23 protein-coding genes are annotated in these 22,939 nt (G+C 71.1%); 15 read left to right on the top strand and 8 right to left on the bottom strand.

Annotation, left to right across the window (positions count from 1 at the left end; all coding sequences use genetic code 11):
- Positions 1 to 35: 35 nt before the first annotated feature.
- Complete coding sequence (locus tag ACIQOU_RS09200; protein WP_401535433.1) at positions 36 to 1,040, top strand: permease; 1,005 nt, start codon at positions 36 to 38, stop codon at positions 1,038 to 1,040.
- Positions 1,037 to 1,792, top strand: a complete 756-nt coding sequence (locus ACIQOU_RS09195) for a TIGR03943 family putative permease subunit (protein WP_401535431.1) — start codon at positions 1,037 to 1,039, stop codon at positions 1,790 to 1,792. Before ACIQOU_RS09200 ends, ACIQOU_RS09195 begins: the two co-directional genes overlap by 4 nt.
- A gap of 668 nt (positions 1,793 to 2,460) precedes the next feature.
- On the opposite strand, the gene ACIQOU_RS09190 is transcribed toward ACIQOU_RS09195, so the two are convergent.
- Positions 2,461 to 3,354: a hypothetical protein gene (locus ACIQOU_RS09190; protein WP_401535430.1), complete on the bottom strand. Its 894-nt coding sequence runs from the start codon at positions 3,352 to 3,354 to the stop codon at positions 2,461 to 2,463.
- 211 nt (positions 3,355 to 3,565) lie between these two features.
- On the opposite strand from ACIQOU_RS09190, the gene ACIQOU_RS09185 reads away from it, so the two are divergent.
- Positions 3,566 to 4,531, top strand: a complete 966-nt coding sequence (locus tag ACIQOU_RS09185) for a nucleoside hydrolase (protein ID WP_401535429.1) — start codon at positions 3,566 to 3,568, stop codon at positions 4,529 to 4,531.
- Between the two features lie 54 nt (positions 4,532 to 4,585).
- Here ACIQOU_RS09185 and ACIQOU_RS09180 read toward each other — a convergent pair whose 3' ends face one another.
- Both ACIQOU_RS09180 and ACIQOU_RS09175 read right to left on the bottom strand, forming a co-directional pair.
- Positions 4,586 to 5,617 (bottom strand): aldo/keto reductase, encoded by a 1,032-nt coding sequence (locus ACIQOU_RS09180; RefSeq protein WP_401535427.1) that lies wholly within the window; start codon positions 5,615 to 5,617, stop codon positions 4,586 to 4,588.
- 226 nt (positions 5,618 to 5,843) lie between these two features.
- A complete protein-coding gene (locus ACIQOU_RS09175) occupies positions 5,844 to 6,824 on the bottom strand; it encodes an LAETG motif-containing sortase-dependent surface protein (RefSeq protein WP_401535426.1) in 981 nt (326 codons plus the stop codon).
- A gap of 392 nt (positions 6,825 to 7,216) precedes the next feature.
- Between ACIQOU_RS09175 and ACIQOU_RS09170 the strand changes: the two genes are divergently transcribed.
- Positions 7,217 to 8,860 (top strand): glycoside hydrolase family 13 protein, encoded by a 1,644-nt coding sequence (locus ACIQOU_RS09170; protein WP_401535816.1) that lies wholly within the window; start codon positions 7,217 to 7,219, stop codon positions 8,858 to 8,860.
- 6 nt (positions 8,861 to 8,866) lie between these two features.
- On the opposite strand, the gene ACIQOU_RS09165 is transcribed toward ACIQOU_RS09170, so the two are convergent.
- The gene (locus tag ACIQOU_RS09165) at positions 8,867 to 9,604 is read right to left on the bottom strand and encodes a DUF4142 domain-containing protein (protein ID WP_401535425.1); all 738 of its coding nucleotides are present in this window, start codon (positions 9,602 to 9,604) and stop codon (positions 8,867 to 8,869) included.
- Between the two features lie 284 nt (positions 9,605 to 9,888).
- Here ACIQOU_RS09165 and ACIQOU_RS09160 point away from each other — a divergent pair, with 284 nt between their 5' ends.
- Complete coding sequence (locus tag ACIQOU_RS09160) at positions 9,889 to 10,590, top strand: DUF6445 family protein (RefSeq protein WP_401535424.1); 702 nt, start codon at positions 9,889 to 9,891, stop codon at positions 10,588 to 10,590.
- Between the two features lie 1,040 nt (positions 10,591 to 11,630).
- Here the strand turns inward: ACIQOU_RS09160 and ACIQOU_RS09155 are convergent.
- Positions 11,631 to 12,002 carry a DUF6479 family protein gene (locus ACIQOU_RS09155; RefSeq protein ID WP_401535423.1) on the bottom strand — a complete coding sequence of 124 codons (372 nt, stop codon included), beginning with the start codon at positions 12,000 to 12,002 and terminating at the stop codon, positions 11,631 to 11,633.
- A gap of 122 nt (positions 12,003 to 12,124) precedes the next feature.
- Here ACIQOU_RS09155 and ACIQOU_RS09150 point away from each other — a divergent pair, with 122 nt between their 5' ends.
- The gene (locus tag ACIQOU_RS09150; RefSeq protein WP_401535422.1) at positions 12,125 to 12,514 is read left to right on the top strand and encodes a luciferase family protein; all 390 of its coding nucleotides are present in this window, start codon (positions 12,125 to 12,127) and stop codon (positions 12,512 to 12,514) included.
- 120 nt (positions 12,515 to 12,634) lie between these two features.
- On the opposite strand, the gene ACIQOU_RS09145 is transcribed toward ACIQOU_RS09150, so the two are convergent.
- Entirely contained in the window at positions 12,635 to 13,132 is a 498-nt protein-coding gene (locus ACIQOU_RS09145) for a hypothetical protein (RefSeq protein ID WP_401535421.1), read from the bottom strand.
- Between the two features lie 342 nt (positions 13,133 to 13,474).
- Between ACIQOU_RS09145 and kdpF the strand changes: the two genes are divergently transcribed.
- From kdpF to ACIQOU_RS09110, 7 genes are all read left to right on the top strand, one after another.
- The gene (kdpF, locus tag ACIQOU_RS09140; protein ID WP_401535420.1) at positions 13,475 to 13,564 is read left to right on the top strand and encodes a K(+)-transporting ATPase subunit F; all 90 of its coding nucleotides are present in this window, start codon (positions 13,475 to 13,477) and stop codon (positions 13,562 to 13,564) included.
- A gap of 7 nt (positions 13,565 to 13,571) precedes the next feature.
- Positions 13,572 to 15,236, top strand: coding sequence for a potassium-transporting ATPase subunit KdpA (gene kdpA, locus ACIQOU_RS09135; RefSeq protein WP_401535418.1), 1,665 nt, complete (start codon positions 13,572 to 13,574; stop codon positions 15,234 to 15,236).
- The gene (kdpB, locus tag ACIQOU_RS09130; protein WP_401535417.1) at positions 15,233 to 17,326 is read left to right on the top strand and encodes a potassium-transporting ATPase subunit KdpB; all 2,094 of its coding nucleotides are present in this window, start codon (positions 15,233 to 15,235) and stop codon (positions 17,324 to 17,326) included. Before kdpA ends, kdpB begins: the two co-directional genes overlap by 4 nt.
- Positions 17,327 to 17,352: 26 nt before the next feature.
- Entirely contained in the window at positions 17,353 to 17,985 is a 633-nt protein-coding gene (kdpC, locus tag ACIQOU_RS09125) for a potassium-transporting ATPase subunit KdpC (protein ID WP_401535415.1), read from the top strand.
- A 574-nt stretch (positions 17,986 to 18,559) separates the two neighbouring features.
- Positions 18,560 to 19,456 (top strand): thymidylate synthase, encoded by an 897-nt coding sequence (gene thyA / locus ACIQOU_RS09120; protein ID WP_401535413.1) that lies wholly within the window; start codon positions 18,560 to 18,562, stop codon positions 19,454 to 19,456.
- Positions 19,453 to 20,076 (top strand): dihydrofolate reductase, encoded by a 624-nt coding sequence (locus tag ACIQOU_RS09115; RefSeq protein ID WP_401535412.1) that lies wholly within the window; start codon positions 19,453 to 19,455, stop codon positions 20,074 to 20,076. Before thyA ends, ACIQOU_RS09115 begins: the two co-directional genes overlap by 4 nt.
- Positions 20,073 to 20,540 (top strand): HIT family protein, encoded by a 468-nt coding sequence (locus tag ACIQOU_RS09110; RefSeq protein WP_401535411.1) that lies wholly within the window; start codon positions 20,073 to 20,075, stop codon positions 20,538 to 20,540. Before ACIQOU_RS09115 ends, ACIQOU_RS09110 begins: the two co-directional genes overlap by 4 nt.
- On the opposite strand, the gene ACIQOU_RS09105 is transcribed toward ACIQOU_RS09110, so the two are convergent.
- Together ACIQOU_RS09105 and ACIQOU_RS09100 are read right to left on the bottom strand one after the other, a co-directional pair.
- Complete coding sequence (locus ACIQOU_RS09105; protein WP_401535409.1) at positions 20,515 to 21,396, bottom strand: deoxycytidylate deaminase; 882 nt, start codon at positions 21,394 to 21,396, stop codon at positions 20,515 to 20,517. The genes ACIQOU_RS09110 and ACIQOU_RS09105 overlap by 26 nt on opposite strands.
- A complete protein-coding gene (locus tag ACIQOU_RS09100; protein ID WP_401535407.1) occupies positions 21,393 to 21,986 on the bottom strand; it encodes an adenylyltransferase/cytidyltransferase family protein in 594 nt (197 codons plus the stop codon). Before ACIQOU_RS09100 ends, ACIQOU_RS09105 begins: the two co-directional genes overlap by 4 nt.
- A gap of 249 nt (positions 21,987 to 22,235) precedes the next feature.
- On the opposite strand from ACIQOU_RS09100, the gene ACIQOU_RS09095 reads away from it, so the two are divergent.
- Together ACIQOU_RS09095 and ACIQOU_RS09090 are read left to right on the top strand one after the other, a co-directional pair.
- The gene (locus tag ACIQOU_RS09095; RefSeq protein ID WP_401535406.1) at positions 22,236 to 22,757 is read left to right on the top strand and encodes a DUF5994 family protein; all 522 of its coding nucleotides are present in this window, start codon (positions 22,236 to 22,238) and stop codon (positions 22,755 to 22,757) included.
- Between the two features lie 10 nt (positions 22,758 to 22,767).
- Positions 22,768 to 22,935: a hypothetical protein gene (locus ACIQOU_RS09090; RefSeq protein ID WP_401535405.1), complete on the top strand. Its 168-nt coding sequence runs from the start codon at positions 22,768 to 22,770 to the stop codon at positions 22,933 to 22,935.
- The last annotated feature ends 4 nt before the right edge of the window (positions 22,936 to 22,939 follow it).

The raw sequence follows: 22,939 nt of genomic DNA, 5'->3' as shown, positions 1-22,939 counted from the left end.
TCCGAACGAACCTCCGATCTCCCGGGAACACGTACGTGGAAGACCGACCGACCCTGGTCAACGGGCTCCGCCTCGGTGTGCGCGCGCTCTTCTACGCGGCCGTCGGCGGCGCCAGCCTCCTCGCCATCGCGACGGTCGTCACGGTGCTCGGCCCGACGCTCGCGCTCGACCTCTACACCCCGCCGGTCGCCGCCTGGTGGACGGTGTTCACCGCGATCGCCGTCCAGGGCGTGCCGTTCCTGCTGCTCGGCACGGTCGTGTCGGCGGCGATCGGCGCGTTCGTGCCCGCGAAGGTCTTCAGCCGGCTGCTGCCGCGCAACCCGGTGCTCGCCGTGCCCGTCGCGGGCGCCGCCGGGATCGTTCTGCCGGGCTGCGAGTGCGCGTCCGTGCCGGTCGCCGGGAGCCTGATGCGGCGCGGGGTCGCCCCGTCCGCCGCCCTCGCCTTCCTGCTCTCCGCGCCCGCGATCAACCCGGTGGTGCTGGTCGCGACGTCGATCGCGTTCCCCGGCCAGCCGGCGATGGTCCTCGGGCGACTGGTCGCGTCGTTGGCCACGGCCGTCGTCATGGGGTGGCTGTGGGCGCGGTTCGGGCGTGAGGAGTGGCTGCGCCCGCCGCGCCACAGCGCCCACCCGACCGCGACCGGCGTCCGCGCCTTCGTCGCCGGGCTCCAGCACGACTTCCTGCACGCGGGCGGGTTCCTGGTGCTGGGCGCGGCGGCCGCGGCGACGTTCAACCTCGTCGTGCCGCGCTCCGTCCTGGACGTCTTCACCGGCTCGGCCTGGCTGTCGGTGCTGCTCCTCGCCGTTCTCGCGGTGGTGCTGTGCGTGTGCAGCGAGGCCGACGCGTTCGTCGCCGCGTCCCTCAGCGGCTTCTCGTCCACCGCGCGGCTGGCGTTCATGGTCGTCGGTCCGATGGTCGACCTGAAACTCATCGCCCTCCAGGCGGGCACCTTCGGCCGGTCCTTCGCGGTCCGGTTCACGTCCGTGACCTGGCTGGTGGCGGTCGTCAGCAGCGTTCTGGTGGGGTGGTGGTTGTGGTGAGGCGGTACGGGCCGGCGATTCTGCTGACGCTGGTCGGCGCGGCGATTCTGCGGATCTCGCTGTTCAGCGCGTTGTACCTGCGGTACGTGCAGGAGGCGTTGCGGCCGTACCTGGTGGTGTCGGGGGCGCTGCTGGTGGGGTTGGGGGCGACGGCGGCGGTCGCAACGACGGTACGGGCACGGTCGGAACGTCGACACGACGAGGCCGACAACGACGCCGACAACGACGCCGACGCCGGTCACGGGCATCACGCGCACGGTGGGCCCCGGCTGGCCTGGCTGTTGGCGTTGCCCGCGCTGGCGTTGCTGCTCTTCCCGCCGCCCGCCCTCGGCTCCTACAGCGCCGGGCGTGAGGCCGCGCAACGGGCCGCCCAGGGGGTCGGCGCGTTCCCGGCGTTGCCGGCGGGGAAGGTGGTCGACCTCGGGGTCGGGCAGTTCAGTTCGCGGGCGATCTATGACAGTGGGCGGTCGTTGTCGGGGCGTACGGTCCGGATGACGGGGTTCGTCACGCACGGGGACGGTGAGGTCTGGTACGTGACGCGGTTGCTGGTGTCGTGCTGTGCGGCTGACGCCACGACCAGCAAGGTCGAGATCAAGGGGGCGGACCCCTTGCCGGCCGACGCGTGGGTCACGGTCACGGGGACGTGGCGGCCCAAGGGCAAGCTCGGCACGGACTCAGCCTGGCCGCCCCTCCTCAACGCCACCTCGGTAAAACAGGTGAGCCAGCCCACAGACCCCTACGAGAAACGGTAACGACAGCACGCCGGGGGTCCATTTCGGATGCGGGCCCGGTGGGGGTGGTCCGCGCAGTTCCCCGCGCCCCTTAAGGGGTCGGTTTTCGGGTGCGGGTCCGGTGGGGGTGGTTCGCGCAGTTCCCCGCGCCCCTTAAGGGGTCGGTTCTCGGGTGCGGGCCCGGTGGGGGTGGTTCGCGCAGTTCCCCGCGCCCCTTAAGGGGTCTGATTTCGGGTGCGGGTCCGCTGTGGCTGGTCGCGCAGTTCCCCGCGCCCCTTCTCGGCACGCAGTCACCCCAGCCAGAACAGCACCCGGAATGCCTGCCCGGCCAACGCGACGGCACACCCCCAAGGGGCGCGGGGAACTGCGCGGGTCACCCCCACCGGACCCGCACCCGCTCACGGCCGTGTTTTTAGGGGCGCGGGGAACTGCGCGGGTCACCCCCACCGGACCTGCACTCGCCCACGGCCGTGTTTTTAGGGGCGCGGGGAACTGCGCGGGTCACCCCCACCGGACCCGCACCCGCTCACGGCCGTGTCTTTAGGGGCGCGGGGAACTGCGCGACAAGCCCCCACCGGACCCGCACTCGCCCACGGCCCGTGTTTTTAAGGGGCGCGGGGAACTGCGCAGACGGCCTCCACCGAACCCGCACCCGGCGAACAACCGTCAGCGCCCGCGGCCTGCGCCCCTCACACCGCCGCCCTCCCCTGTTTGCGTACGTCCAGGAGGCGTTGGGTTCCCAGCTGGACGACGCCGTTCGCCACGTCGGGAGCGAGATCACCGAGGCTGCCGACCGTAGCGGCAAGCGTGTCGTCGCCGACGCGAACCGCCGCGAGGTCGAGCGTGAGCACCGGCGCGTTGCCCTCACCCGCAGGCCCGGTCACCGTGACCCGCAACCCCTCCCGCGCGTCCCCCACCCCGGGCAGGGCCACCGCGGCCACATCGACCGCCCGCACGGAGTCCTCCCCCGCCCCCTTCCCCTCCCCCTTCGCCGAGAAGTGCCCGCACTTCGACGGCAACGACTTCAGCCAGGCCAACGTCCCGTCCACCTCGGACCGCTCCAACGCGAGCACCTGGTAACGGAGTTGGACCTCGTCCATGGTGTCGTCGAGCCCCACGACCGCCCGCGTCCGCGCCTTCGCCCCGAACAGTTCGTCGGTGTACAGCGCGTCGAGCAACCGCCGGCAGTCCGGCGCGTCGGCGGTCGCCTTGAGCATGCCGTCGCGCCAGGTCGCCGCCCCCTGCGTGGGCGCCCACGGATCGCCGAGGTCGTTCTCGGTGACCAGCGCGGAGCGCGCCTGCGCGTCGGTGAGCGGGCCGGAGGCCGGCGCGGCGGTCGGCGGCGGCCGGTGCGGCGGGGACGACGACGGACGCGCGGAGGCCTTCGGCGTCCCGGCGGTGTGCCCGGCCGCGCAGCCGGTCACGGTCACCGCGCCGAGCGCGAAGGAGGCGAGGACGACACGGGCCGGGATGCGGGGCATCGGAGTCTCCTGACGACCAATGAGCAACGGCAACGGCAACGGCAACGGCAACAGCAACGGCAACGGCAACGACGCAGGCGGCGCGTGCGAGGTCGACGTCACGACCCGGCACGTTTCCAAAGGACCACCGCACCCCCGGCTCCACCACCGAGCCGACCCGTTCGGGGGCATCCGGGCGCCGAAAACCCACCGCACGGCCCCCGGCCCCGCCTCGCCCCGCCGCAGTCACGCCCCCCGTCCCCGCCCCTAGGGGAACCCCGTAAGGTCAGCAAACCGATCCACCCCTTCCTGCGCGCCCCCTAGGAGTCCCGCCGTGCCGACCGGTCTGCCCGTTCCGGTGATCATCGACTGCGACACCGGTGTCGACGACGCCCTCGCCCTGCTGCTCGCCGTCCGGCACCCGGGGATCGACCTGCGGGCCGTCACCTGCGTCGCCGGGAACACGGACGTCGACGGCGTCGTCCGCAACACCCTGACCGTGCTGGAGATCGCGGGCGCCGGTGACATCCCCGTCGCCCGGGGCGCCGCCCGCCCGCTGATCGAACCGGCCAGGTCGGCCCAGCATGTGCACGGCGCCGACGGCCTGGGCGACCTCGGTCTGCCCGCCCCCTCGCGGCGCCCCGTCGACGTCGACGCCGTCACCCTGCTGCACCGCGAGATCCTCGCCTCGCCGCGCCCGGTCACCCTGGTGCCGATGGCGCCGCTGACCAACATCGCGCTGCTGCTGCGCACCCACCCGGAGGTGACGCGCAACATCGAGCGGATCGTGTTCATGGGCGGCGCGGTCGCCACCGGGAACGCCACACCGGTCGCCGAGTTCAACGTCTGGCACGACCCGGAGGCGGCGGCCGTGCTGCTCACGGCCGGCGTACCCCTCACGATGTACGGGCTCGATGTGTTCGAACAGGTCGTCGTGCCGGGGCCGGAGGTGCGGCGGCTGCTCGCGAGCGACGAACCGGGCGCGGTGCTCGCCGGCCGGCTGCTCTCGCACCGCCCCGCCACACCGAGCGAGGACGGCGACGACCCGGGCGGCGGCATCGGGGACGCGGGCGCGGTCTGCGCCGTCGTCGACCCGGCGGGCATCACCACCCGGCTGCTGCCGGTCGAGGTCGACCTCGCTCAGGGCCCGGGGCGCGGCCAGACCGTCGTCGACCGCCGACGGCGGCCGGGCGAGGGCGAGATCCACGACGGAGCGCGCCAACAGCCGCTGGTGGACGTCGCGTTGGAGGTGGACGTCGACCGTTATGTGCGGCTCTACCTGGACACGGTCGCCGGATAGGGGAGCGCCGGTCGGGGGAGCGCCCGTTGGGGGAGCGCCGGTGAGAGACCGGGCTCAGGCCGCCGGGCGGTCCTCGGGGGAACGGCGGCGCAGGCGTCGTTGTTCGATCGCGGGGGTGTTGTAGGCCATGTCGAGGCGGCTGACGTCGGTGCCGGGGGCGACGACCTCGTCGATGCGGTCGAGGATCTCGTCGGACAGGGTCGTCCCGGCGCCCGCGAGGACGTCGTCCAGCTGCTCCATGGTGCGCGGGCCGATGATCGCCGAGGTGACCCCGGGGTGGGCGACCGCGAACGCCATGGCGAGGTGGGTGAGGGAGAGCCCGGCCTGCTCGGCGATCGGGATCAGCCGCTCGACGGCGTCCAGGCGGGCCTCGTTGCCGAAGTGCCGGTGCCCGAACGCGGCCCGTCGGCTGTCGGTGGCCCGCCCCTTGCGGAACCGGCCCGTCAGCATGCCCTGCGCGAGCGGGCTCCACACCAGCGTGCCCATCCCGTACCGCTCGCAGACCGGCAGCACCTCGCGCTCGATCGAGCGGTCCAGGATCGAGTACGGCGGCTGCTCGGTGCGGAATCGTTGCAGGCCACGGCGTTCTGCGACCCACTGCGCCTCGACGATCTCGGAGGCCGGGAACGTCGAGGAGCCGATGGCCCGCACCTTGCCCGCGCGCACCAGGTCGGTGAGGGCGCCGAGGGTCTCCTCCACGTCGGTGTCGGGTGCGGGGCGGTGCACCTGGAAGAGGTCGACGTGGTCGGTGCCGAGCCGGCGCAGCGAGTCCTCCAGCGCCCGGGTGAGCCAACGCCGGGAGTTTCCCTGCTGGTTGGGGTCGTCGCCCATCGGGAGGTGGGCCTTGGTGGCGAGGACGACGTGGTCGCGCCGGGCGCCCTTGAGGGCCTTGCCGAGGATCTCCTCGGACTCGCCGCGTGAGTAGGCGTCGGCGGTGTCGACGAAGTTGACGCCCGCGTCCAGGGCCCGGTGGATGATCCTCACGCAGTCGTCGTGGTCGGTGTTGCCGAAGGCGCCGAACATCATCGCGCCCAGGCAGTAGGGGCTGACCCTGATCCCGGTCCGGCCCAGTGTGCGGTACCGCATGGCTCTCTCCTCGCCGGGTGCGACGGCGTCCCCTAGGGGAACGGGTGCACCCCAAATAAACGGGACAACGTTCCGTTACGACGATACGGAACGTCGTTCCGTTTAGCAAGGGGGCTCGACGGCGACGGCGCCCGGGCATGGCGAACGCCCCGGAGCGGGGGTTCTCCGGGGCGTTCGGTTCAGGGACGCGGCAGGTCAACACCGCGTCGGTGCAGGGGAGTTGAGGTCAGGCGCCGCTGGCTCCCCGGCGCCGCTTCGACGCCACGACGAACGCCGCGCCACCGGCCACCAGCAGGGCCGCGCCGCCCGCGAGCAGACCCGTGCCGGAGCTGGCGCCGGTCTCGGCCAGGCCGCCGCCACCGCCGCCGTTCGGGGTGGGCGCGGGGCTGTCCGAGGACTGCGACGGGGACGACGTCGGGGTCGGCGTCGGGGTCGCCTCGGAGGCGCTCGGGGTCGGGGTGGGGCTCTCGTCGGCCGGCGGGGTGGAGTCCTCCTCGGCCGGGGCGGAGGGCTGCGTCGACTCCGGGGTGGAGGGGGTGGGCGTCGGGGTGGCCGGGGGCGCCGACTCCTCGGCCGGGGCGCACTCCTTGGTGCCGCCGTTCCAGGCCGCGATCAGCTTGTCCTTGATGACCTTGCCGTCCGGGCCCTTGGGCAGGTCACCGTGGGTGAGACCGTCCTTCGCGTCGAGCTTGCCGTCGAACTTCACGGCGCCCCGGTACAGGTCGATCTGCGCGAAGCAGCCCGCGTCCGGCACCGCGATGTCGAGCGACTTGGTCTGGCCGGCCTTCACCGTCACGGTGTCGAAGTCGACGAAGACCTGCTCCCCCGAGGTCGCGAAGGTGGCGCCCTGGGTCAGGTAGGAGGCGAGCGAGGCGGTGCAGGTGGTGGCGTCACCGGCGGCCCGCACCTTGATGTGCGCCTTGCCGTCCTCGGTGGGCTTCAGCTTCTGGTCGTCCACGCTCACGGAGTCCGAGAAGGTGGCGCCGTCGAGGGAGAACTGGCAGCGGTCGGTCTCCGTGACCGTGCCCGCGCCGGTGCCGGGACGGTAGCCGCCGCCGTGCTTCCAGCCGTCGCCGCCCGGGGCGCCGTTGCCGCCGTCCTGGGCGAAGGCGCCCGAGGCCGAGGCGACGGTGGCGGCGCACAGGACGAGCGACGCGGCGCCCGTTCCCAGCAGACGGCGCGCGGTGACACGACTCGCTATCGACATGCGTTCCCCATGGTGCGTGTGCGGAACCCCGGCGGCGGGCGGCGCGGGCCAGCGCGCGACGGCCGGCCGCGGGGTGAAATGGTCTCGGGAGCACCGGGCTCATCTGGTCACATGCGCCACAGTGCGTTCACATCGTGGATCTCTCGAACGCCAGTGTCAACTTGTGTTGTCTCACAGGTAGTTCAAGAGTTCATCACCATTCCGTCACACGGGGAAGGGTTCGATCCGCTCCGTCCCGGGTTCCGTGACGGACGATTTGGGCAGGATTTTCTAGGTTCTCCGGACCGTCTCCAGCTCTCCGGTCCGCTCCTGATCGTTGCGGATCGCTGGATCTTCCGGGTTCTTCTCGCCGTTGTGTCCGCCGCTGACAAGGGGAGCACGTGACCGACCCGATGCCCGACCTCTCGTCCAAGGACCCCGACTGGTGGCGGCAGGCCGTCGTCTACCAGGTCTACCCGCGCAGCTTCGCCGACGCCGACGGCGACGGGCTCGGCGACCTGCGGGGCATCACCGAACGCCTCGGCCACCTCGCCGCGCTCGGCGTCGACGCCCTGTGGCTCAGCCCGTTCTACCCCTCCGAACTCGCCGACGGCGGCTACGACGTCGCCGACTACCGGGACGTCGACCCACGCCTCGGCACCCTCGACGACTTCGACGCGCTGGCCGCCGAGGCACACCGGCTCGGGCTGAAGGTCATCGTCGACCTGGTGCCCAACCACACCTCGCACCGGCACCCCTGGTTCCGCGAGGCGCTCGCCGCCGCCCCCGGCTCCCGGGCCCGTGACCGGTACGTCTTCCGCGACGGCCGCGGCCCCGACGGCCAATTCCCGCCCACCGACTGGCAGTCGGTGTTCGGCGGCAGCGCCTGGCGCCAAGTGCCCGACGGACAGTGGTACTTGCACCTGTTCACGCCCGAACAGCCGGACCTCAATTGGAACGACGACGAGGTCCGCGCCGACTTCAGGACCACCCTGCGCTTCTGGTCCGACCGGGGCGTGGACGGCTTCCGGGTGGATGTCGCACACGCCCTCACCAAGGACCTCACCGACCCGCTGCGCGACCTCGGCGCCCCCGAACTCAGCAGCGAAAAAGCCCTGTTGACCCTCCCGCCGGGCACCCACCCGTTCTTCGACCGGGACGAGGTGCACGCGATCTACCGGGACTGGCGGACCATCTTCGACGCCTACACACCGCCCCGCATGGCCGTCGCGGAGGCCTGGGTGCCGGGCGTCCGCCGCGCCCTGTACGCCCGCCCCGACGAACTCGGCCAGGCCTTCAACTTCGAGTATCTCCAGGCGGGTTGGGACGCGATCGAGCTGCGCGCGGTCATCACCGAGTCCCTGGAGACCGCCCGCATCGCCGGAGCGTCCGCCACCTGGGTGCTCTCCAACCACGACGTGATCCGGCACGCCTCCCGGCTGTCCCTGCCGCCCGGCACCGACGAGAACGCCTGGCTGCTCGGCAACGGCCACGAGCCCGCCGTCGACCGCGCGGCGGGCCTGCGCCGGGCCTGCGCGGCGGCCCTGCTGATGCTGGCGCTGCCCGGCTCGTCGTACGTCTACCAGGGCGAGGAACTCGGCCTGCCCGAGGTCGCCGACCTGCCGCCCGAGGCGCTCCAGGACCCGGTGTGGGAGCAGACCGGGCGCACCCGCAAGGGCCGCGACGGCTGCCGGGTGCCGTTGCCGTGGACGGCCGAGGGGCCGTCGTTCGGGTTCGGCACGGGCGGGTCCTGGCTGCCGCAGCCGCCGTGGTTCGCCGGGTACGCGGTCGCGGCGCAGGACGGCGCCGAGGGCTCCACCCTGGAGCTGTACCGGGCCGCCCTGAAGCTGCGCCGCAAGCTGCTCCAGGGCGAGTCGCTGACCTGGGTGCCGGACGCCCCGGACGGGGTCGTGCACTTCACCCGCTCGGACGGCTGGCGCTGCATCGCCAACCTCTCCGACACCGACGTTCAACTCCCGCCCGGCGAGGTGCTGTTGAGCAGCGCCCCGCTGACCGACGGCCGGGTCGGCCCGGACACCACCGTCTGGCTCGGCTGAACGGCCCTACCCCGCCGAGGGGTTGGGGGTCACGCCCGCTCCGCCGTCGATGTCCACCGGGGTCGAGGTGGCGTTCGGCGGCGGGGTGAGGACCACCTCGGGCTGACCGGCGGGCGGGGGCGGCGGGGTCAGATCGGAGGAGGGCAGCTTCGGCGGGGTCGTCTGGGTGAACAGGGCGGTGTCGAAGTTCACCAGACCGGTCTTCTCCATCACCGAAATGTGGTCGAGGACCGTGTTGTTGGCCTGATCGGCGAGCGCCCGCACCAGGCTGTTCTTGGTGGTGGAACGGACCTTCGCGACGGTGTTGAAGATCGAACCGTGCGTCACCCGAAGGATGTTGGCGAAGTCGCTGTCGAACTGCTCGCCGCTCTCCGCGTTCAGGGTGTTCACGAACCCCTGCTGCTGCGGGCTGGCCACGTTCGGCAGCGTGATGTTCAGCATCGGCGCGATCTTGCGGCAGGTCGTGTCGAGCGCCGCGTGCCCGTCGATGAGGTGCTGCGAGGCGGTCAACACCCCTTTGCTGGTTCCCTTCTTGAGGCCGATCTCGCCGACCGGGTACTCCCAGAGCCCGGCCGCCCGCACCTTGACCACGAAGTCCCGGTCCGACTCGGTCAGCGGCCCCCACTGGGTGGTGGCGATGATCCGGTCCGGGGAGGTGTTCACGGTGCTCACGCCGAGCATCGACGGGTAGGCGAGAGCGGCGAGCGTCATTGTCAGGGCGCCACCGACGAAGAGAGTCCCCATCGCATTCCGCGAAAAGCGCACCGTGCCTCCTGCCCGGTCGGATGTCCCGCCGAGGGAGCGGCGGGGGTCGAACAGAGGGAAGTACGCACCGAACGCCCCTACGACTCTGTCTCTTTGGCAAAACCGGCGAGAATGTGAGCCACGTCATGAACCCGGGCGCGTGGCCGGGCTCGGCGTAACCGGGTCCGGCGCCGGGCGCGTTGGCCGACTGTTGACCAACTCCCGGGAGAGTCCAGACGCGTTCACGGGAGAGTCGTGAGGAACCCCCGACCTAGATTCGGGCCATGCCCCCACAGCTCCCGTCCCACCCCCGGTCCACCGCGCGCGCGGCCCTGCCCGTACTGCCCTACCGCAAGCCCACCAAGGGGCGGGACTACTGGGTCCTGGACGACGTCCTGCCCGACGCCGACGCCGTCCGGGAACGCTGTCTGGCCAAGGACGACTGGGTCAGGGGATACCCGTACACCTCGGAGACCTGGCCCGGGCTGCGGACCATGCCCGGCCTCGACGCCGGTGAACTCGCCCGCGTGGAAAGCCTGGTGAGGAAGGCCACCGGGGCCAAGGAACTCTGGGTCCAGCAGGCGCCCGGCGGCGGCACCCTCAACCACAACTGCGTGCAGGTCGTCGGCGCGGGGGAGAGTGAGCCGCGGCCGCACACCGATTCGCGTGCGCTGTGCCGGTACGCGGCGGTGCTGTATCTCAACCCGGCCGTGCCCAAGGACTGCGGCACCAGCTTCTATCGGCAGTCTCTGCCCGGCGGGCGGCTGGGGGGCAACGTTGTGCAGGCGCCGCACAACAATCTCGTCGAGGCGCTCGGTACCCGGTTCGTGGCGCCGGACGCCTTCGAGGAGGACGTGCGCGTTCCCCATCGGCACAATCGCCTGCTCCTCTACAACGCCAACCTCGTCCACAGCGCGACGGCCTACACCGGCACCACCCTCCAAACCAAGCGCATGACAGCAGTCTTCTTCTGGATGACCACCTAGCCCCTCAAGGGGCCCGGGGCACAAGGGCCCGTTTCCGGGTGCGGCGCCGTCATGGCTGATGGGGTCGGCTTTCGGGTGCGGGCCCGGTGGGGGTGTCGTGCGCAGTTCCCCGCGCCCCTTGAGGGTCGGGGCGTAAGGGTCCGCTTCCGGCTGCGGCGCCGTCGTGGCTGGTGGGGTCGGTTTTCGGGTGCGGGCCCGGTGGGGGTGTTGTGCGCAGTTCCCCGCGCCCCTTGAGGGTCGGGGCGTAAGGGTCCGTTTTCGGGTGCGGCGCCGTCGTGGCTGGTCGCGCAGTTCCCCGCGCCCCTTACCGGCATACGCCCACCCGGAACCAAAAGGGCACCCACCGCCACCACCTGACCAGATGACACCAAAACCACCCCAAAGGCCCGCGAGCCCCTACCCGACAAGCCCCCACAGACCCCACACCCGCCCCCTTAAGGGACGCGAGGACCGGCGCGATCCACCCCCACCGGACCCACACCCGACACCCGACCTCTTAGGGGTCGCGAGGACCGGCGCGATCCACCCCCACCGGACCCACACCCGACACCCGACCTTTTAAGGGGCGCGGGGAACGGCGCGAATCACCCCCACCGGACCCACACCCGACACCCGACCTTTTAAGGGGCGCGGGGAACGGCGCGAATCACCCCCACCGGACCCGCACCCGACAGCCGACCTCTTAAGGGGCGCGGGGAACGGCGCGATCCACCCCCACCGGACCCGCACCCGACAGCCGGCCTCTTAAGGGGCGCGGGGAACTGCGCGATCCACCCCCACCGGACCTGCACCCGACAGCCGACCTTGTAAGGGGCGCGGGGAACGGCGCGAATCACCCCCACCGGACCCGCACCCGAGAGCCGGCCTCTTAGGGGGCGCGGGGAACGGCGCGATCCACCCCCACCGGACCCGCACCCGACAGCCGGCCCCTTAAGGGGCGCGGGGAACTGCGCAAAACACCCCCACCGGGCCCGCACCCGAAAGTCGACCCCCTTAAGGGGCGCCGGGAAAGGCGTCGGCGGCGTTGCTCGCAGCGTTCGTCAACGGTGGCCCAACCCGCCCCCGCCGAAGGACCCACTCGCACCCGGCAACCACCGCTTGCGCACCTGATCCGCCCCCGTCCGACTCCCCGCATGATGAATCTCGTGCGGCATCAACCGCCGCCCACCCGTCCCCACCGGCATCTCATCCGGCTCCCGTATCTCACGGATCTCACGCACCGCCCCACCCTCGGGAAGATGCGGCTGCTCCTCGGGACGAGGCCGAGGAAGCTCCCGGTCCCGCACCCGCATGCCGAACACCACGGACCAGACCAGGGCCCCGACGATGATCAGCCCACCGGCGATGACGGCGACCACGCTCAGTGCCCCGATCCCCGACGAGGCCGCCCACACATAGCTCACGGTTCTCATGTCCCTATTGTCGCGCAATGTGCCGGAATGGACATTCGGCGGCGAGGTCCCACCAGGTCTCCGCACGGTTACGTATCCCGCAACCCCTGGTGGACGCGCGATGAGCGCCCCACCATGAAGACATGACACCGGCCCAGAGAGCCCTGCAACAGCTGGAGACGTGGCCCGACCTCAGCCCGTGTCCGGCGGGTTGCGGAACGGGCCGGGCGCTGCGCTCGACCCGGGACGAGATCGTCCACTTCCACTCCGACCGCGATGTGGACCTGCATCTCACCGACCCGGCCATCGCCCGCCTGCACCACGACATCGCCGAGTCGACGGCGATCCGCATGGTGCCGGGTTCCCGCTGGGTCACCGTGCACCTGGACTGCGACACCGACGTCGACCTGTTGCTGAGCCTGGTCAGCGTCGCCCTCAAGGCCCACCAGGCGGGCCCCGTACTCCCCGTGGAACCCGTCGCCGCCGCGCTCTGCAACTTCCACCGCGTGACGGTCCTGCCCCGCGAGGGCTGACGGAGAAGACCGAGGTCAGCACGGGGCCCGCACCCCCCCCCGTACGCCCCGTAGTACCCGCGATACCCGTAGTACCCGTCATACCCGTCATACCCGTAGTACCCCGGGGCCGCCCACCCCTCACGAGAGGCCCGACACTCTCAGGACCGCCTGGGTCGTCTCGTCGTCGAGGTGGTGGGCGAGGCGGCTGATCACGGCCTCGCCGTCCTGGAGGGTGCCCGCGCGCCGCGAGTGGTGGACGGCCGTCTCCAGGTCGTGCCAGAGGAACGGCGACGAGGTCAGGACGCGGGTGTCCAGCTCCAGGTGGTGGCCGTCGGCGTCGTAGAGGATCAGGCGCCCGGCGACGCCCGGGTACGGCCGGATCGACACCAGCGCGTCCGTGCGGACCGTGCGGCTGCGCCAGACGCCCCGCACCGTCAGCCGCCCGGGACCCACCCGCACCCGCACCGGCAGCAGCACCGTGAGGAGAACCCCGGCCAGCGCCGCCCACAGCAGGGCCCTGGGGGCGGTGAGGGAACCCGCGTCCCAGTCGATCAGCAGCGTCAGCGCGAGGAAGACCAGTGCGCACAGGCTCGCGCACCCGACCTCGCTCCGCCGACGGCGGACATCGCTTCGCACGTCTTCGACGCTAGGCGCGCACACCCCGGCCGAGGCCTGCGGTAACGAGGTTCTTACACGTTCCCCGGATGTCTTGACGCACCGGATACGGCAGGCCCCCGGGTCCCACGGGCCCCCTTCCGTATGAGTCCCGTCAAGGCGGTGCCCGGCGCCGTCAGGGAGACGTCAACGGTGGCCGGAAACGCTCGAACGGGGGTTTTCCTCGGATCGGCGGAATCCCGTTCCGCCGGTCCGATCCCCGCACCTCATCCAGGAGTTCGCGATGGCCGATGTGGCCTTCGTCGTCATCACCCTCGCGGCCTTCGCGCTGGTGGCCCTCGTCGCCAAGGGGGTGACGAAGCTGTGAGCGTCGAGAACATCGTCGGCCTGATCGTGGCCGTCGCCCTGCTCGGGTACCTCGTCCTCGCCCTGCTCTTCCCGGAGAGGTTCTGATCCGGAGATGGGTCCCGTACTCGCCGGAGTGCTCCAACTCCTGGCTCTCATAGCAGCGTTGGGCCTCGCCTACGTCCCCCTCGGCACCTACATGGCCAGGGTCTACACCGCCGAACGGCACTGGCGCGTCGAGCGCTGGATCTACCGGGGCATCGGCGCCGACCCGGACACGCAGATGCGCTGGCCCGCGTATCTGCGCGGAGTCCTCGGGTTCTCCCTGGTCGGCGTCCTGTTCCTCTATCTGCCCCAACGGTCGCAGGGCGTGCTGCCCGGCTCGCTCGGCTTCTCGTCGATCGCACCGGCGCAGGCCTTCAACACGGCCGTGTCGTTCGTGAGCAACACCAACTGGCAGTCCTACTACGGCGAACAGGCCATGGGCCCCGTCGTGCAGACCGGCGGCCTCGCGGTGCAGAACTTCGTCTCGGCGGCCGTCGGCATCGCCGTCGCGGTGGCCCTCGTGCGCGGGTTCGCCCGCTCCCGCACCGGTGAACTCGGCAACTTCTGGGCCGACTTGGTGCGCGGCACCGTGCGCATCCTGCTCCCGCTGGCCGCCGTCGCCGCCGTTGTGCTGGTCGCCTGCGGGGCCATCCAGAACTTCTCCGGCATCCACGAGGTCGGGCAGTTCCTGGGCGGCCGGCAGCAGTGGAACGGCGGTGCGGTCGCCTCGCAGGAGGCCATCAAGGAACTGGGCACCAACGGCGGCGGCTACTTCAACGCCAACTCGGCCCACCCGTACGAGAATCCGACGCCGTTCAGCAACCTCTTCGAGATCTTCCTGCTCCTGGTCATCCCGTTCGCGCTGACCCGCACGTTCGGCCTGATGGTCGGCTCGGTCCGGCAGGGCTACGCGATCCTGGCGACGATGGTGACCATCTGGGTCGGCTTCGTCGCTCTGATGATGTGGACCGAATTCGCCCACCAGGAAGGCGCGTTGCAGCTCGCCGGCGGTGCGATGGAGGGCAAGGAGCTGCGCTTCGGCGTCGGCGGCTCGTCGATCTTCGCGGTGTCGACGACGTTGACGTCCACCGGTGCGGTGAACTCGTTCCACTCCTCCTTCACCGGCTTCGGCGGCGGCCTGGCCATGCTGTCGATGATGCTCGGCGAGATCGCGCCCGGCGGCACCGGCTCCGGCCTCTACGGCATCCTGGTGCTGGCGATCATCGCGGTGTTCATCGCCGGTCTGATGGTCGGCCGCACCCCCGAGTACCTGGGCAAGAAGATCGGCGCCCGCGAGATCAAACTCGCCGCCGTCTACATCCTCATCACCCCGGCCCTGGTGCTGGTGTTCACCGCCGCCTCGATGGCGCTGCCGACGCCGCCGCACTCGATGCTCAACCCGGGGGCGCACGGTTTCTCCGAGGTGCTCTACGCGTTCACGTCGGCGGCGAACAACAACGGTTCGGCGTTCGCGGGCCTGAACGCGAACACCGACTGGTTCAACACCATGACCGGGCTCGCGATGCTCCTCGGCCGGTTCCTGCCGATGGTGTTCGTGCTCGCGCTGGCCGGGTCCCTCGCGGGCCAGCAGCCGGTCCCGGTCACCGCGGGCACCCTGCGCACCGACAAACCGCTCTTCACCGGCCTGCTGCTGGGCGCGATCCTGATCATCGTCGGTCTCACCTACTTCCCGGCCCTGGCTCTGGGCCCGCTCGCCGAGGGGCTGGCGCGATGAACACCCCCACCGACAACGAAGGGGCCGCCGCCGTGCCCACAGCCCCCACCCTCGACACCGGCGTCCGCACCGGTCTCTTCGACGCCCGCCAGCTGCTGCGCGCGGTGCCCGACGCCGTCCGCAAGCTGGACCCGCGGGTGATGGTCACCTCGCCGGTGATGTTCGTGGTGTGGGTCGGCTCGCTGCTGACCACGGTGTTCTCCTTCCAGCACCCCGGCGACTGGTTCGGCTGGGCGATCAGCGCCTGGCTCTGGCTGACCGTGGTCTTCGCCAACCTCGCGGAGGCGGTCGCTGAGGGTCGCGGCAAGGCGCAGGCCGACACCCTGCGCAAGGCCAAGACCGACACCGTCGCCCGCCGCCTCGTCGGTGACCGCGAAGAACGCGTCCCCGGCACCGAGTTGAGCGTCGGTGACCTGGTCGTCTGCGAGGCCGGGGAGATCATCCCGGGGGACGGCGATGTCGTCGAGGGCGTCGCCTCCGTCGACGAGTCTGCGATCACCGGGGAGTCCGCGCCGGTCATCCGCGAGTCGGGCGGCGACCGCAGTGCCGTCACCGGCGGCACGAAGGTGCTCTCCGACCGGGTCGTCGTCCAGATCACCACGGAGCCCGGCGAGACGTTCATCGACCGCATGATCGGCCTGGTGGAGGGCGCGGCCCGGCAGAAGACACCGAACGAGATCGCCCTCAACATCCTGCTGGCCTCCCTCACCGTCGTCTTCCTCCTGGCCTGCGCCACCCTGCCGCCGTTCGCGGACTTCGCGGGCGCCCACCTGTCGATGGTCGTGCTGGTCGCGCTGCTGGTCTGCCTCATCCCGACCACCATCGGCGCCCTGCTCTCCGCCATCGGCATCGCCGGGATGGACCGCCTGGTGCAGCGCAACGTGCTCGCCATGTCGGGCCGTGCCGTCGAGGCCGCCGGTGACGTCTCCACCCTGCTGCTCGACAAGACCGGCACCATCACCCTGGGCAACCGGCAGGCCGCCGCGTTCGTGCCGGTGGCCGGGGTGACCGAGGCCGAGGTCGCCGACGCGGCCCGGCTGTCGTCGCTGGCCGACGAGACCCCCGAGGGCCGTTCGATCGTGGCCCTCGCGGGGGACGGGTCGTACGGGCTGGGCGCACGGCACCGCGACGACCTCGTCGGCGCCGAGTGGATCGCGTTCACCGCGCAGACCCGGATGTCCGGCGTCGACGTCGACGGCCGCAAGATCCGCAAGGGCGCGGCCGGTTCGGTCGTCGCCTGGGTCCGCGAACGCGGCGGCGAGGTCGCCGAGGACGCCGAAACGGCGGTGGTGCGCATCGCCGAGGCAGGCGGCACCCCGCTCCTGGTGGCCGTCGAGGACGCGCACGGACCCCGGGTCCTGGGGGTCGTCCACCTCAAGGACGTCGTCAAGGACGGCATGCGCGAGCGGTTCGAGGAGCTGCGCCGGATGGGCATCAGGACCATCATGATCACCGGCGACAACCCGCGCACCGCCCGGGCCATCGCGGCGGAGGCGGGCGTCGACGACTTCCTCGCCGAGGCCACCCCCGAGGACAAGATGGCCCTCATCCGCAGCGAACAGGCGGGCGGCAAGCTGGTCGCGATGACCGGCGACGGCACCAACGACGCCCCCGCGCTCGCCCAGGCCGACGTCGGCGTGGCGATGAACACCGGAACGTCGGCCGCCAAGGAGGCCGGCAACATGGTCGACCTCGACTCGAACCCGACGAAGCTCATCGAGATCGTCGAGATCGGCAAGCAACTCCTCATCACCCGGGGCGCGTTGACGACGTTCTCGATCGCCAACGACGTCGCCAAGTACTTCGCGATCATCCCGGCGCTGTTCGCGTCCGTCTACCCGGGCCTGGACCGCCTCAACATCATGGCGCTCTCCTCGCCGGACTCCGCGATCCTCTCCGCCGTCATCTTCAACGCGCTGATCATCATCGCGCTGGTCCCGCTCTCCCTGCGGGGCGTGCGCTACCGGCCGATGAGCGCCGACCGGATGCTCCGCCGCAACCTCGCGGTCTACGGCATCGGCGGCCTGATCGCCCCGTTCATCGGCATCAAGCTCATCGACCTGCTCCTCTCGCTCGTCCCCGGGCTGTAATCCTCGAAAGGCGGGCGCTGATCGCCATGGCCAACTCCCTTCCCCACACAGCCCGGTTGCTCGCCGCGAGCCTGCGGGCCCTGATCGTCCTGACGCTGCTGACCGGCGTCGCCTACCCGCTCGTCGTCACCGGCATCGCCCAGACCGCGTTCCGCACGCAGGCGAACGGCTCCCCGCTCCGGTCCGACGGCAAGGTGGTCGGCTCGTCGCTGATCGGCCAACAGCACTACGGCCTCGCCTACTTCCAGCCCCGCCCGGCGAACGGCCTCGGCACGAACACCGTCAACACCCAGTACAGGCTGCTGCTGTCGGGCGCCACCAACCTCGCCGCCGACAACAAGGTCCTCATCCAGCAGGTGGAGGCCGCCAAGTCCCGTGTCGTCAAGGTCAATTCGGTCCCGGGCTACACCGTCAGGCCCTCCCAGGTCCCCGCCGACGCGGTCACCTCGTCGGGCTCGGGTCTGGACCCGGACATCTCCCCGCAGTACGCGGACCTCCAGATCCACCGGGTCGCCGCCCGCAACCACCTCCCCGTCTCCGAGATACGGCGCCTGGTGGCGGCCCACACCGAGGGACGCACCCTCGGCTTCCTGGGCGAGCCCCGGGTGAACGTCCTCGAACTCAACGTCGCCGTCAAGGAGTTGGCGGCGAAGAGCTGACCCGGCGGGCTGTCCGGGAGCCTGCGGAACAGGGGGCGTGGCCCGGCGGACGGGGGCGCCTCGGGAGCACCCGCGCGCACGCTTTGCCGGTCCTTGACGCCGGGTGCTCCCGGCACTGCAAGGGATGCGTCAACGTCCTGTCCGGACAGGGTGCATATGCCGCCGACGCGCTTAGGATCGAACCCGAGCCCCGGCCCGCCTCCCCGCGTACCGGGGCTCCAACCTGCGCCGAGCCCACCCGGAAGACCCACACCGGCCGAGCCCCCGGGCAACGGCACCAGGACCGCCGTTCCCGAGAATGACACGAGCCGCACGGAATGACCGGGAAACAGGTCCAGGAACCCATCGGAATTCCACGCCAATTCACCCTCGTGCGATCCCGGTAAGGGGAATGAAATTCCGGCCAGGGGGAAATCTACAGCCCGGCCATTGCCTGCTGGATGGTCGGCATTCCTGAATGCGAGCGGCAAGGCGTTGGTGCCGCAGCAGGTCGGGGAAGTCGGTCAATTGGCGCGACTGCTAGCATGGCAGGCAGCCCTGCCGGGAGCGGCGGCGGGCCAGGAAAGGAAACCTCGTGGAATATGCTGCGTTCGCGGACCGGACGCCGGATTCGCAATACCGTACGATCTTGGCAGCGATCCTCGATCACGGCGAACCGGTACCCACCCGACAGGGCCCGGACGCGCTGACGCTTATGCAGCAGACCATGAGCTTCGACCTCGCCAATGGATTTCCGGTCATCCCCGACCGCAGCATGGCCCGGTTCTGGCGCAAGCCCATCGGGGAGCTGTGCGCATTCATCAACGGCGCGACCACGCTGAAGGAATTCGCCGAGTTCGGCTGCGACTGGTGGGGCCCGTGGGCGAGCGAGGCGAAGACGTCGAAGCGCGGGCTGCCGGCCGGTGACATCGGCCCGGGTTCCTACGGCGGCGCGTTCCACGACTTCCCCACGGTGGACGGCGTCGGCTTCGACCAGTTCAAGCACCTCGTCGAGCAGATCCGTGAACTGCCCGCCGACCGCACGCACTTCGTCAGCCCGTGGATTCCGCAGTACCAGGTGCGCGGCGCCGGGAAGACCCCGAAGACCACCATCGCGCCCTGCCACGGCTGGGTCCATGTCCGGGTCATCGGCGGACGCCTGCACCTGCACATGTTCCAGCGCTCCGGTGACGTCCCGGTCGGCGTCCCGTCGAACATGATCCAGTACGCGGCGCTGCTGCTGATGCTGGAGCACCTCACCGGCCTCCCGGCCGCCCGCTACTACCACACCATCTCGGACGCGCACATCTACGCGGACCAAGTGGACGGCGTGAAGCGGCTGTTGGAGCGCGAACCGCTCCGGCTGCCGACGGTCACCCTCAACGAGAGCGGCCGCCGCGTCACCGACATCCACGACTTCCGGGGCGAACACTTCGACCTCGCCGACTACGAGCCGCACCCCGGCATCGGCTCCATCCCGGTCTCGACATGAGCACCGACACGAACGCCGCCACGAGCGCCGAGGCGGGTGGTGCCATGACCAGGTCGCTGATCGTCGCGGCCTCCGAGGACGACATCATCGGCGTCGACGGCGACCTCCCCTGGTACATCCCGGGCGACCTGCGGTACTTCAAACAGGTCACGCAGGGCCACGCGGTGGTCCTCGGCCGCCTCACCCACGAGTCGATCGTCGCCCGCCTCGGCCGCCCGCTGCCGCGCCGCGCCAACGTCGTCGTCAGCAAGTCTGTTGAGCAGGCGCCGAGTTCGGCCGGTGACGTGTACTGGCGGACATCCGTCGAGGCGGCCCTCGACACCGCCGTCGAGCTGGAACGGGCCGCCGGACGCGACGAGGTGTTCGTGATCGGCGGCGCCTCCGTCTACCGCCAGGCCCTCGCCACCGTGGACCGCGTCTACCTCACCCGCGTCCACCTCAGCGTGCCCGGCGACACCCGGATGCCCGAGGGCTGGCTGAACGACTTCACCCTCACCTCCCGCACGGACGTCCCGGCCGACGGCGACACCCCGGCCCACTCCTTCCTCGTCCTCGAACGGGAGCCCAGGGCAGGCCAGTCGGACCACCAGGGCCAGGCGGACCGGGTGAACTCCCCGTGAGCCTCTACTACTTCGGCAACTGCCGGACCGAGGACCAGCGCGCGGAGATGGAACGCCTCGACCGCGCCGGTGTCTGCCTCTTCTGCCCGGACGTCATCCGCGCTCACGACAGGCAGCAGATCCTCTGGGAGACCCCGCACTGGATCGTCACCCCGAACGAATTCCCTTACACCGGCGCCCGGTTGCACCTGCTGCTCATCCCCAAGGACCACGTCACCGACCTGGTCGACCTGACCGCCCCGGCCCGCGCGGACTTCTTCGACGCGCTGGCCTCGGTACGGGAGAAGTACGCCCTGGACCACTACGGCCTCGGTGTCCGCAACGGCGACTGCCGCTACACCGGCGGCACCATCCGCCACCTGCACGTCCATGTCCTGGTCGGCGAGGGAGACGAACAGCCGGACGCCCAGGGCGAGTTCAGGCCGGTGCGGATGAAGTTCAGCTCGCGCCCGACACCGGCGTAGGAGCCGCGTCCCCCGGAGCCATGTCGACCCAGATCAGCTCGACGCCACCGGCACGCAGCACGCCCTCCCCGTCGAGCATCGAGTACGGCCCGGCGAAGTAGCAGCGCCGGAAGCCGGATTCGACGACCAGCCGGGCACAGGCCGGACAGGGGAACGTCGACACGAACAGGTCGGCGCCCGCCAACTCCAGCCCCGCACGGGCGGCTTGGGCGACGAGAGACGCCTCGGCGTGGATCGCCGTGGACAGGTCGGGCCGCAGCCCCCGGCTGAAGTCGTTGCGGGGATCGCCGTCGACGTAGGGCGCGTACTCGGTCGGATGGTGATGGTTGAACGCGGCCCCCAGCACCACTCCGTCCCGCGCGGCGACCGCCCCGACCTGCCGCCACCAGTCCGAACTGCGCCGCGCCTCACCCTGCGCGCGCGCCATGAAACGACGGTCCAGGGCCGTCCGCGAGACCCGCCCGTCGAAGCTCGCGGGCCGCGTCGCCCGGCTCCACTCCCGGTCCCAGCGCAGGAACGCCGGATCGAACCGCACCTCGGCCCGCTCGGGGAACCCTGGCAGCTCGACCAGCCGGTGCATGATCTCCTCGTCGGGCAGCACCACGACCTCGGCGGCGAGCGCGCCGGGCAGCTCGCCGGGTTCGACGACCCGCACCGGGGTGCCCGGCACCACCAGCCGGGCGTGCGCGGCGGCCCGCTCCGGGCTCAGCGCCCGGATCTCCTTGCCCAGCTTGGGAAACAGGGCGTGGAACCCCACCCCGAGCAGCAGGATCTCCTCCGAGTCGGCGTGCCGGGTCAGGAACGCCTCGTACCCGGCGTGCAGCACGGGCAGATAGAGCGCGGTGCGCTTGGTCACCGGGTGCCCTGGTCGTCGTTGAGGCCCAGCTGGATGCGGCGCAGCCGCGCCGACGTGCTGACGGTCGCCATCCGGTCGAGCACCTCGACCCGGCCGCAGTACTCCGCCTCCAGCTCGGCGATCTCCTCGGCGCTGTAGGTCTCGGCGGTCGCCACCAGCACATCCGGACGCACGGCGGCGATCAGGCTCCACCGGGGGTGATCGGGCTCCTTGAGGGTGACGAGGCCGACCCCGCGCTGGTGCGTCACCATCCGCAGGCGTTCCATCTCCGGCACCGCCGGGCGGTTGGGGCCCTTGCGGCGGCGGATCTTCTCGTCGCTGTCGAGGCCGACGATGAGGAAGTCACCGAATTTCCGGGCCGCCTCCAGATACATCGAATGACCCTCATGGATGATGTCGAACGACCCGCTCGTCAGCACGACCTGCAACCCCAGGACCCGCAGCGCCTCGACGATCTCGGTGATCCGCTCGTAATCGGAGACGAACCGCAAGTCGAAGTTCGACTCGTCAGCGAAGAGCCCCTTGGCATACATGGGCCCGTCGTGGATCAAGTCATGGGCCCACTGAGCTTTTCCGAGCTTGCTGATCATTTCCCTCTTGGCCTTGCTCCGACTGGCACAACGCCCCTGATGGTAGCGGGACACCTCCCCGCCGGGTTCCGTCTGGACACGGTCGCGCTTCATCGGCATACGTCAAGGGTCGTGCCTGGCGAGGCTCGCGGAGTACCGTCGGCAGTACCGAGGGCACCGTGTGTACCGGCTTCCGTGTCGGTTTCGTTCTCGGTGGGTGTCGAAAGCCTGGCCGGGTCTGTTCGGACGGTCGGGAGACAGGTCCGCGTCATGTCCGTTCCCCTTCTTTCTTCGGCGGGTCGTCTCTCGCTCAAGTCCGGCGGGTCAGGTGACGGGCTGCTCGACGGCGCCTGGTGGCCTCGTTCCCGGGATCTCGCGGCCGAACTGCCCGCGCTGACCGACCTGTTGGACCCCCGATGGGGGCGGATCACCCGGGTCGCCGTCAACCCCGAGCACTGGCCGACCCTGCCCCGGCACGTGCGGGTGAACGGGCACGTCGTCACGGTCGGGTGGTTCGCGCCCGAGCTGGACCCGCACAAGATGCTGCTGCTGTCCTACGGGGCCGGGCGCTGGGACCTGCTGGTCGTGCCGCCCGAGACCGAGCCCGCGGCCGCCGCCCGACTGATGGCCGCCGCCTGCGAACGCGGCGGACCCCCGCGCACCGCCAGCGCCCTCGTCGCCGCGGAACGGGCCCACCACCACGTCGTTCCCCCGCTCGACGCCGACGAGGCCTGGGAGTACGAGGGCGGCGCCGCCGGTTCCGCGCCCACGGCCGGCCTCGCGGGAAGGTGAGGTGCTCACCATGGTCGCCGTCTGTACCGTCGCCGCGTTCCTGGTGCTGATCGCGCTCGGTGTCTACGTGATCCACCGGGTCAACGACCAGGAGGCCGGGCGGACCGTCGTCCGGCGTTCCGGCGGGCTGCTGCACGCGCTGCGCCGCCACCGGCACGCCAAGTCGGACAACCACTGACCGG

The sequence above is a fragment of the Streptomyces sp. NPDC091279 genome (genome assembly GCF_044757465.1).
In the GTDB taxonomy this organism is placed as follows: Bacteria; Actinomycetota; Actinomycetes; order Streptomycetales; family Streptomycetaceae; genus Streptomyces.
Note: the sequence above shows the minus strand (reverse complement) of the source record. Positions and strands in the feature narration are given on the sequence as shown.

Bases quoted from the DNA above. Each gene is read 5' to 3' on its own strand.
- ACIQOU_RS09180 (WP_401535427.1), bottom strand. From the start codon at position 5,617: ATGCGGTACCGCACACTGGGCCGGACCGGGATCAGGGTCAGCCCCTAC.
- ACIQOU_RS09175 (WP_401535426.1), bottom strand. From the start codon at position 6,824: ATGTCGATAGCGAGTCGTGTCACCGCGCGCCGTCTGCTGGGAACGGGC.
- ACIQOU_RS09170 (WP_401535816.1), top strand. From the start codon at position 7,217: ATGCCCGACCTCTCGTCCAAGGACCCCGACTGGTGGCGGCAGGCCGTC.
- ACIQOU_RS09165 (WP_401535425.1), bottom strand. From the start codon at position 9,604: ATGGGGACTCTCTTCGTCGGTGGCGCCCTGACAATGACGCTCGCCGCT.
- ACIQOU_RS09160 (WP_401535424.1), top strand. From the start codon at position 9,889: ATGCCCCCACAGCTCCCGTCCCACCCCCGGTCCACCGCGCGCGCGGCC.
- ACIQOU_RS09155 (WP_401535423.1), bottom strand. From the start codon at position 12,002: ATGAGAACCGTGAGCTATGTGTGGGCGGCCTCGTCGGGGATCGGGGCA.
- ACIQOU_RS09150 (WP_401535422.1), top strand. From the start codon at position 12,125: ATGACACCGGCCCAGAGAGCCCTGCAACAGCTGGAGACGTGGCCCGAC.
- kdpA (WP_401535418.1), top strand. From the start codon at position 13,572: ATGGGTCCCGTACTCGCCGGAGTGCTCCAACTCCTGGCTCTCATAGCA.
- kdpB (WP_401535417.1), top strand. From the start codon at position 15,233: ATGAACACCCCCACCGACAACGAAGGGGCCGCCGCCGTGCCCACAGCC.
- kdpC (WP_401535415.1), top strand. From the start codon at position 17,353: ATGGCCAACTCCCTTCCCCACACAGCCCGGTTGCTCGCCGCGAGCCTG.
- ACIQOU_RS09115 (WP_401535412.1), top strand. From the start codon at position 19,453: ATGAGCACCGACACGAACGCCGCCACGAGCGCCGAGGCGGGTGGTGCC.
- ACIQOU_RS09100 (WP_401535407.1), bottom strand. From the start codon at position 21,986: ATGATCAGCAAGCTCGGAAAAGCTCAGTGGGCCCATGACTTGATCCAC.
- ACIQOU_RS09095 (WP_401535406.1), top strand. From the start codon at position 22,236: ATGTCCGTTCCCCTTCTTTCTTCGGCGGGTCGTCTCTCGCTCAAGTCC.
- ACIQOU_RS09090 (WP_401535405.1), top strand. From the start codon at position 22,768: ATGGTCGCCGTCTGTACCGTCGCCGCGTTCCTGGTGCTGATCGCGCTC.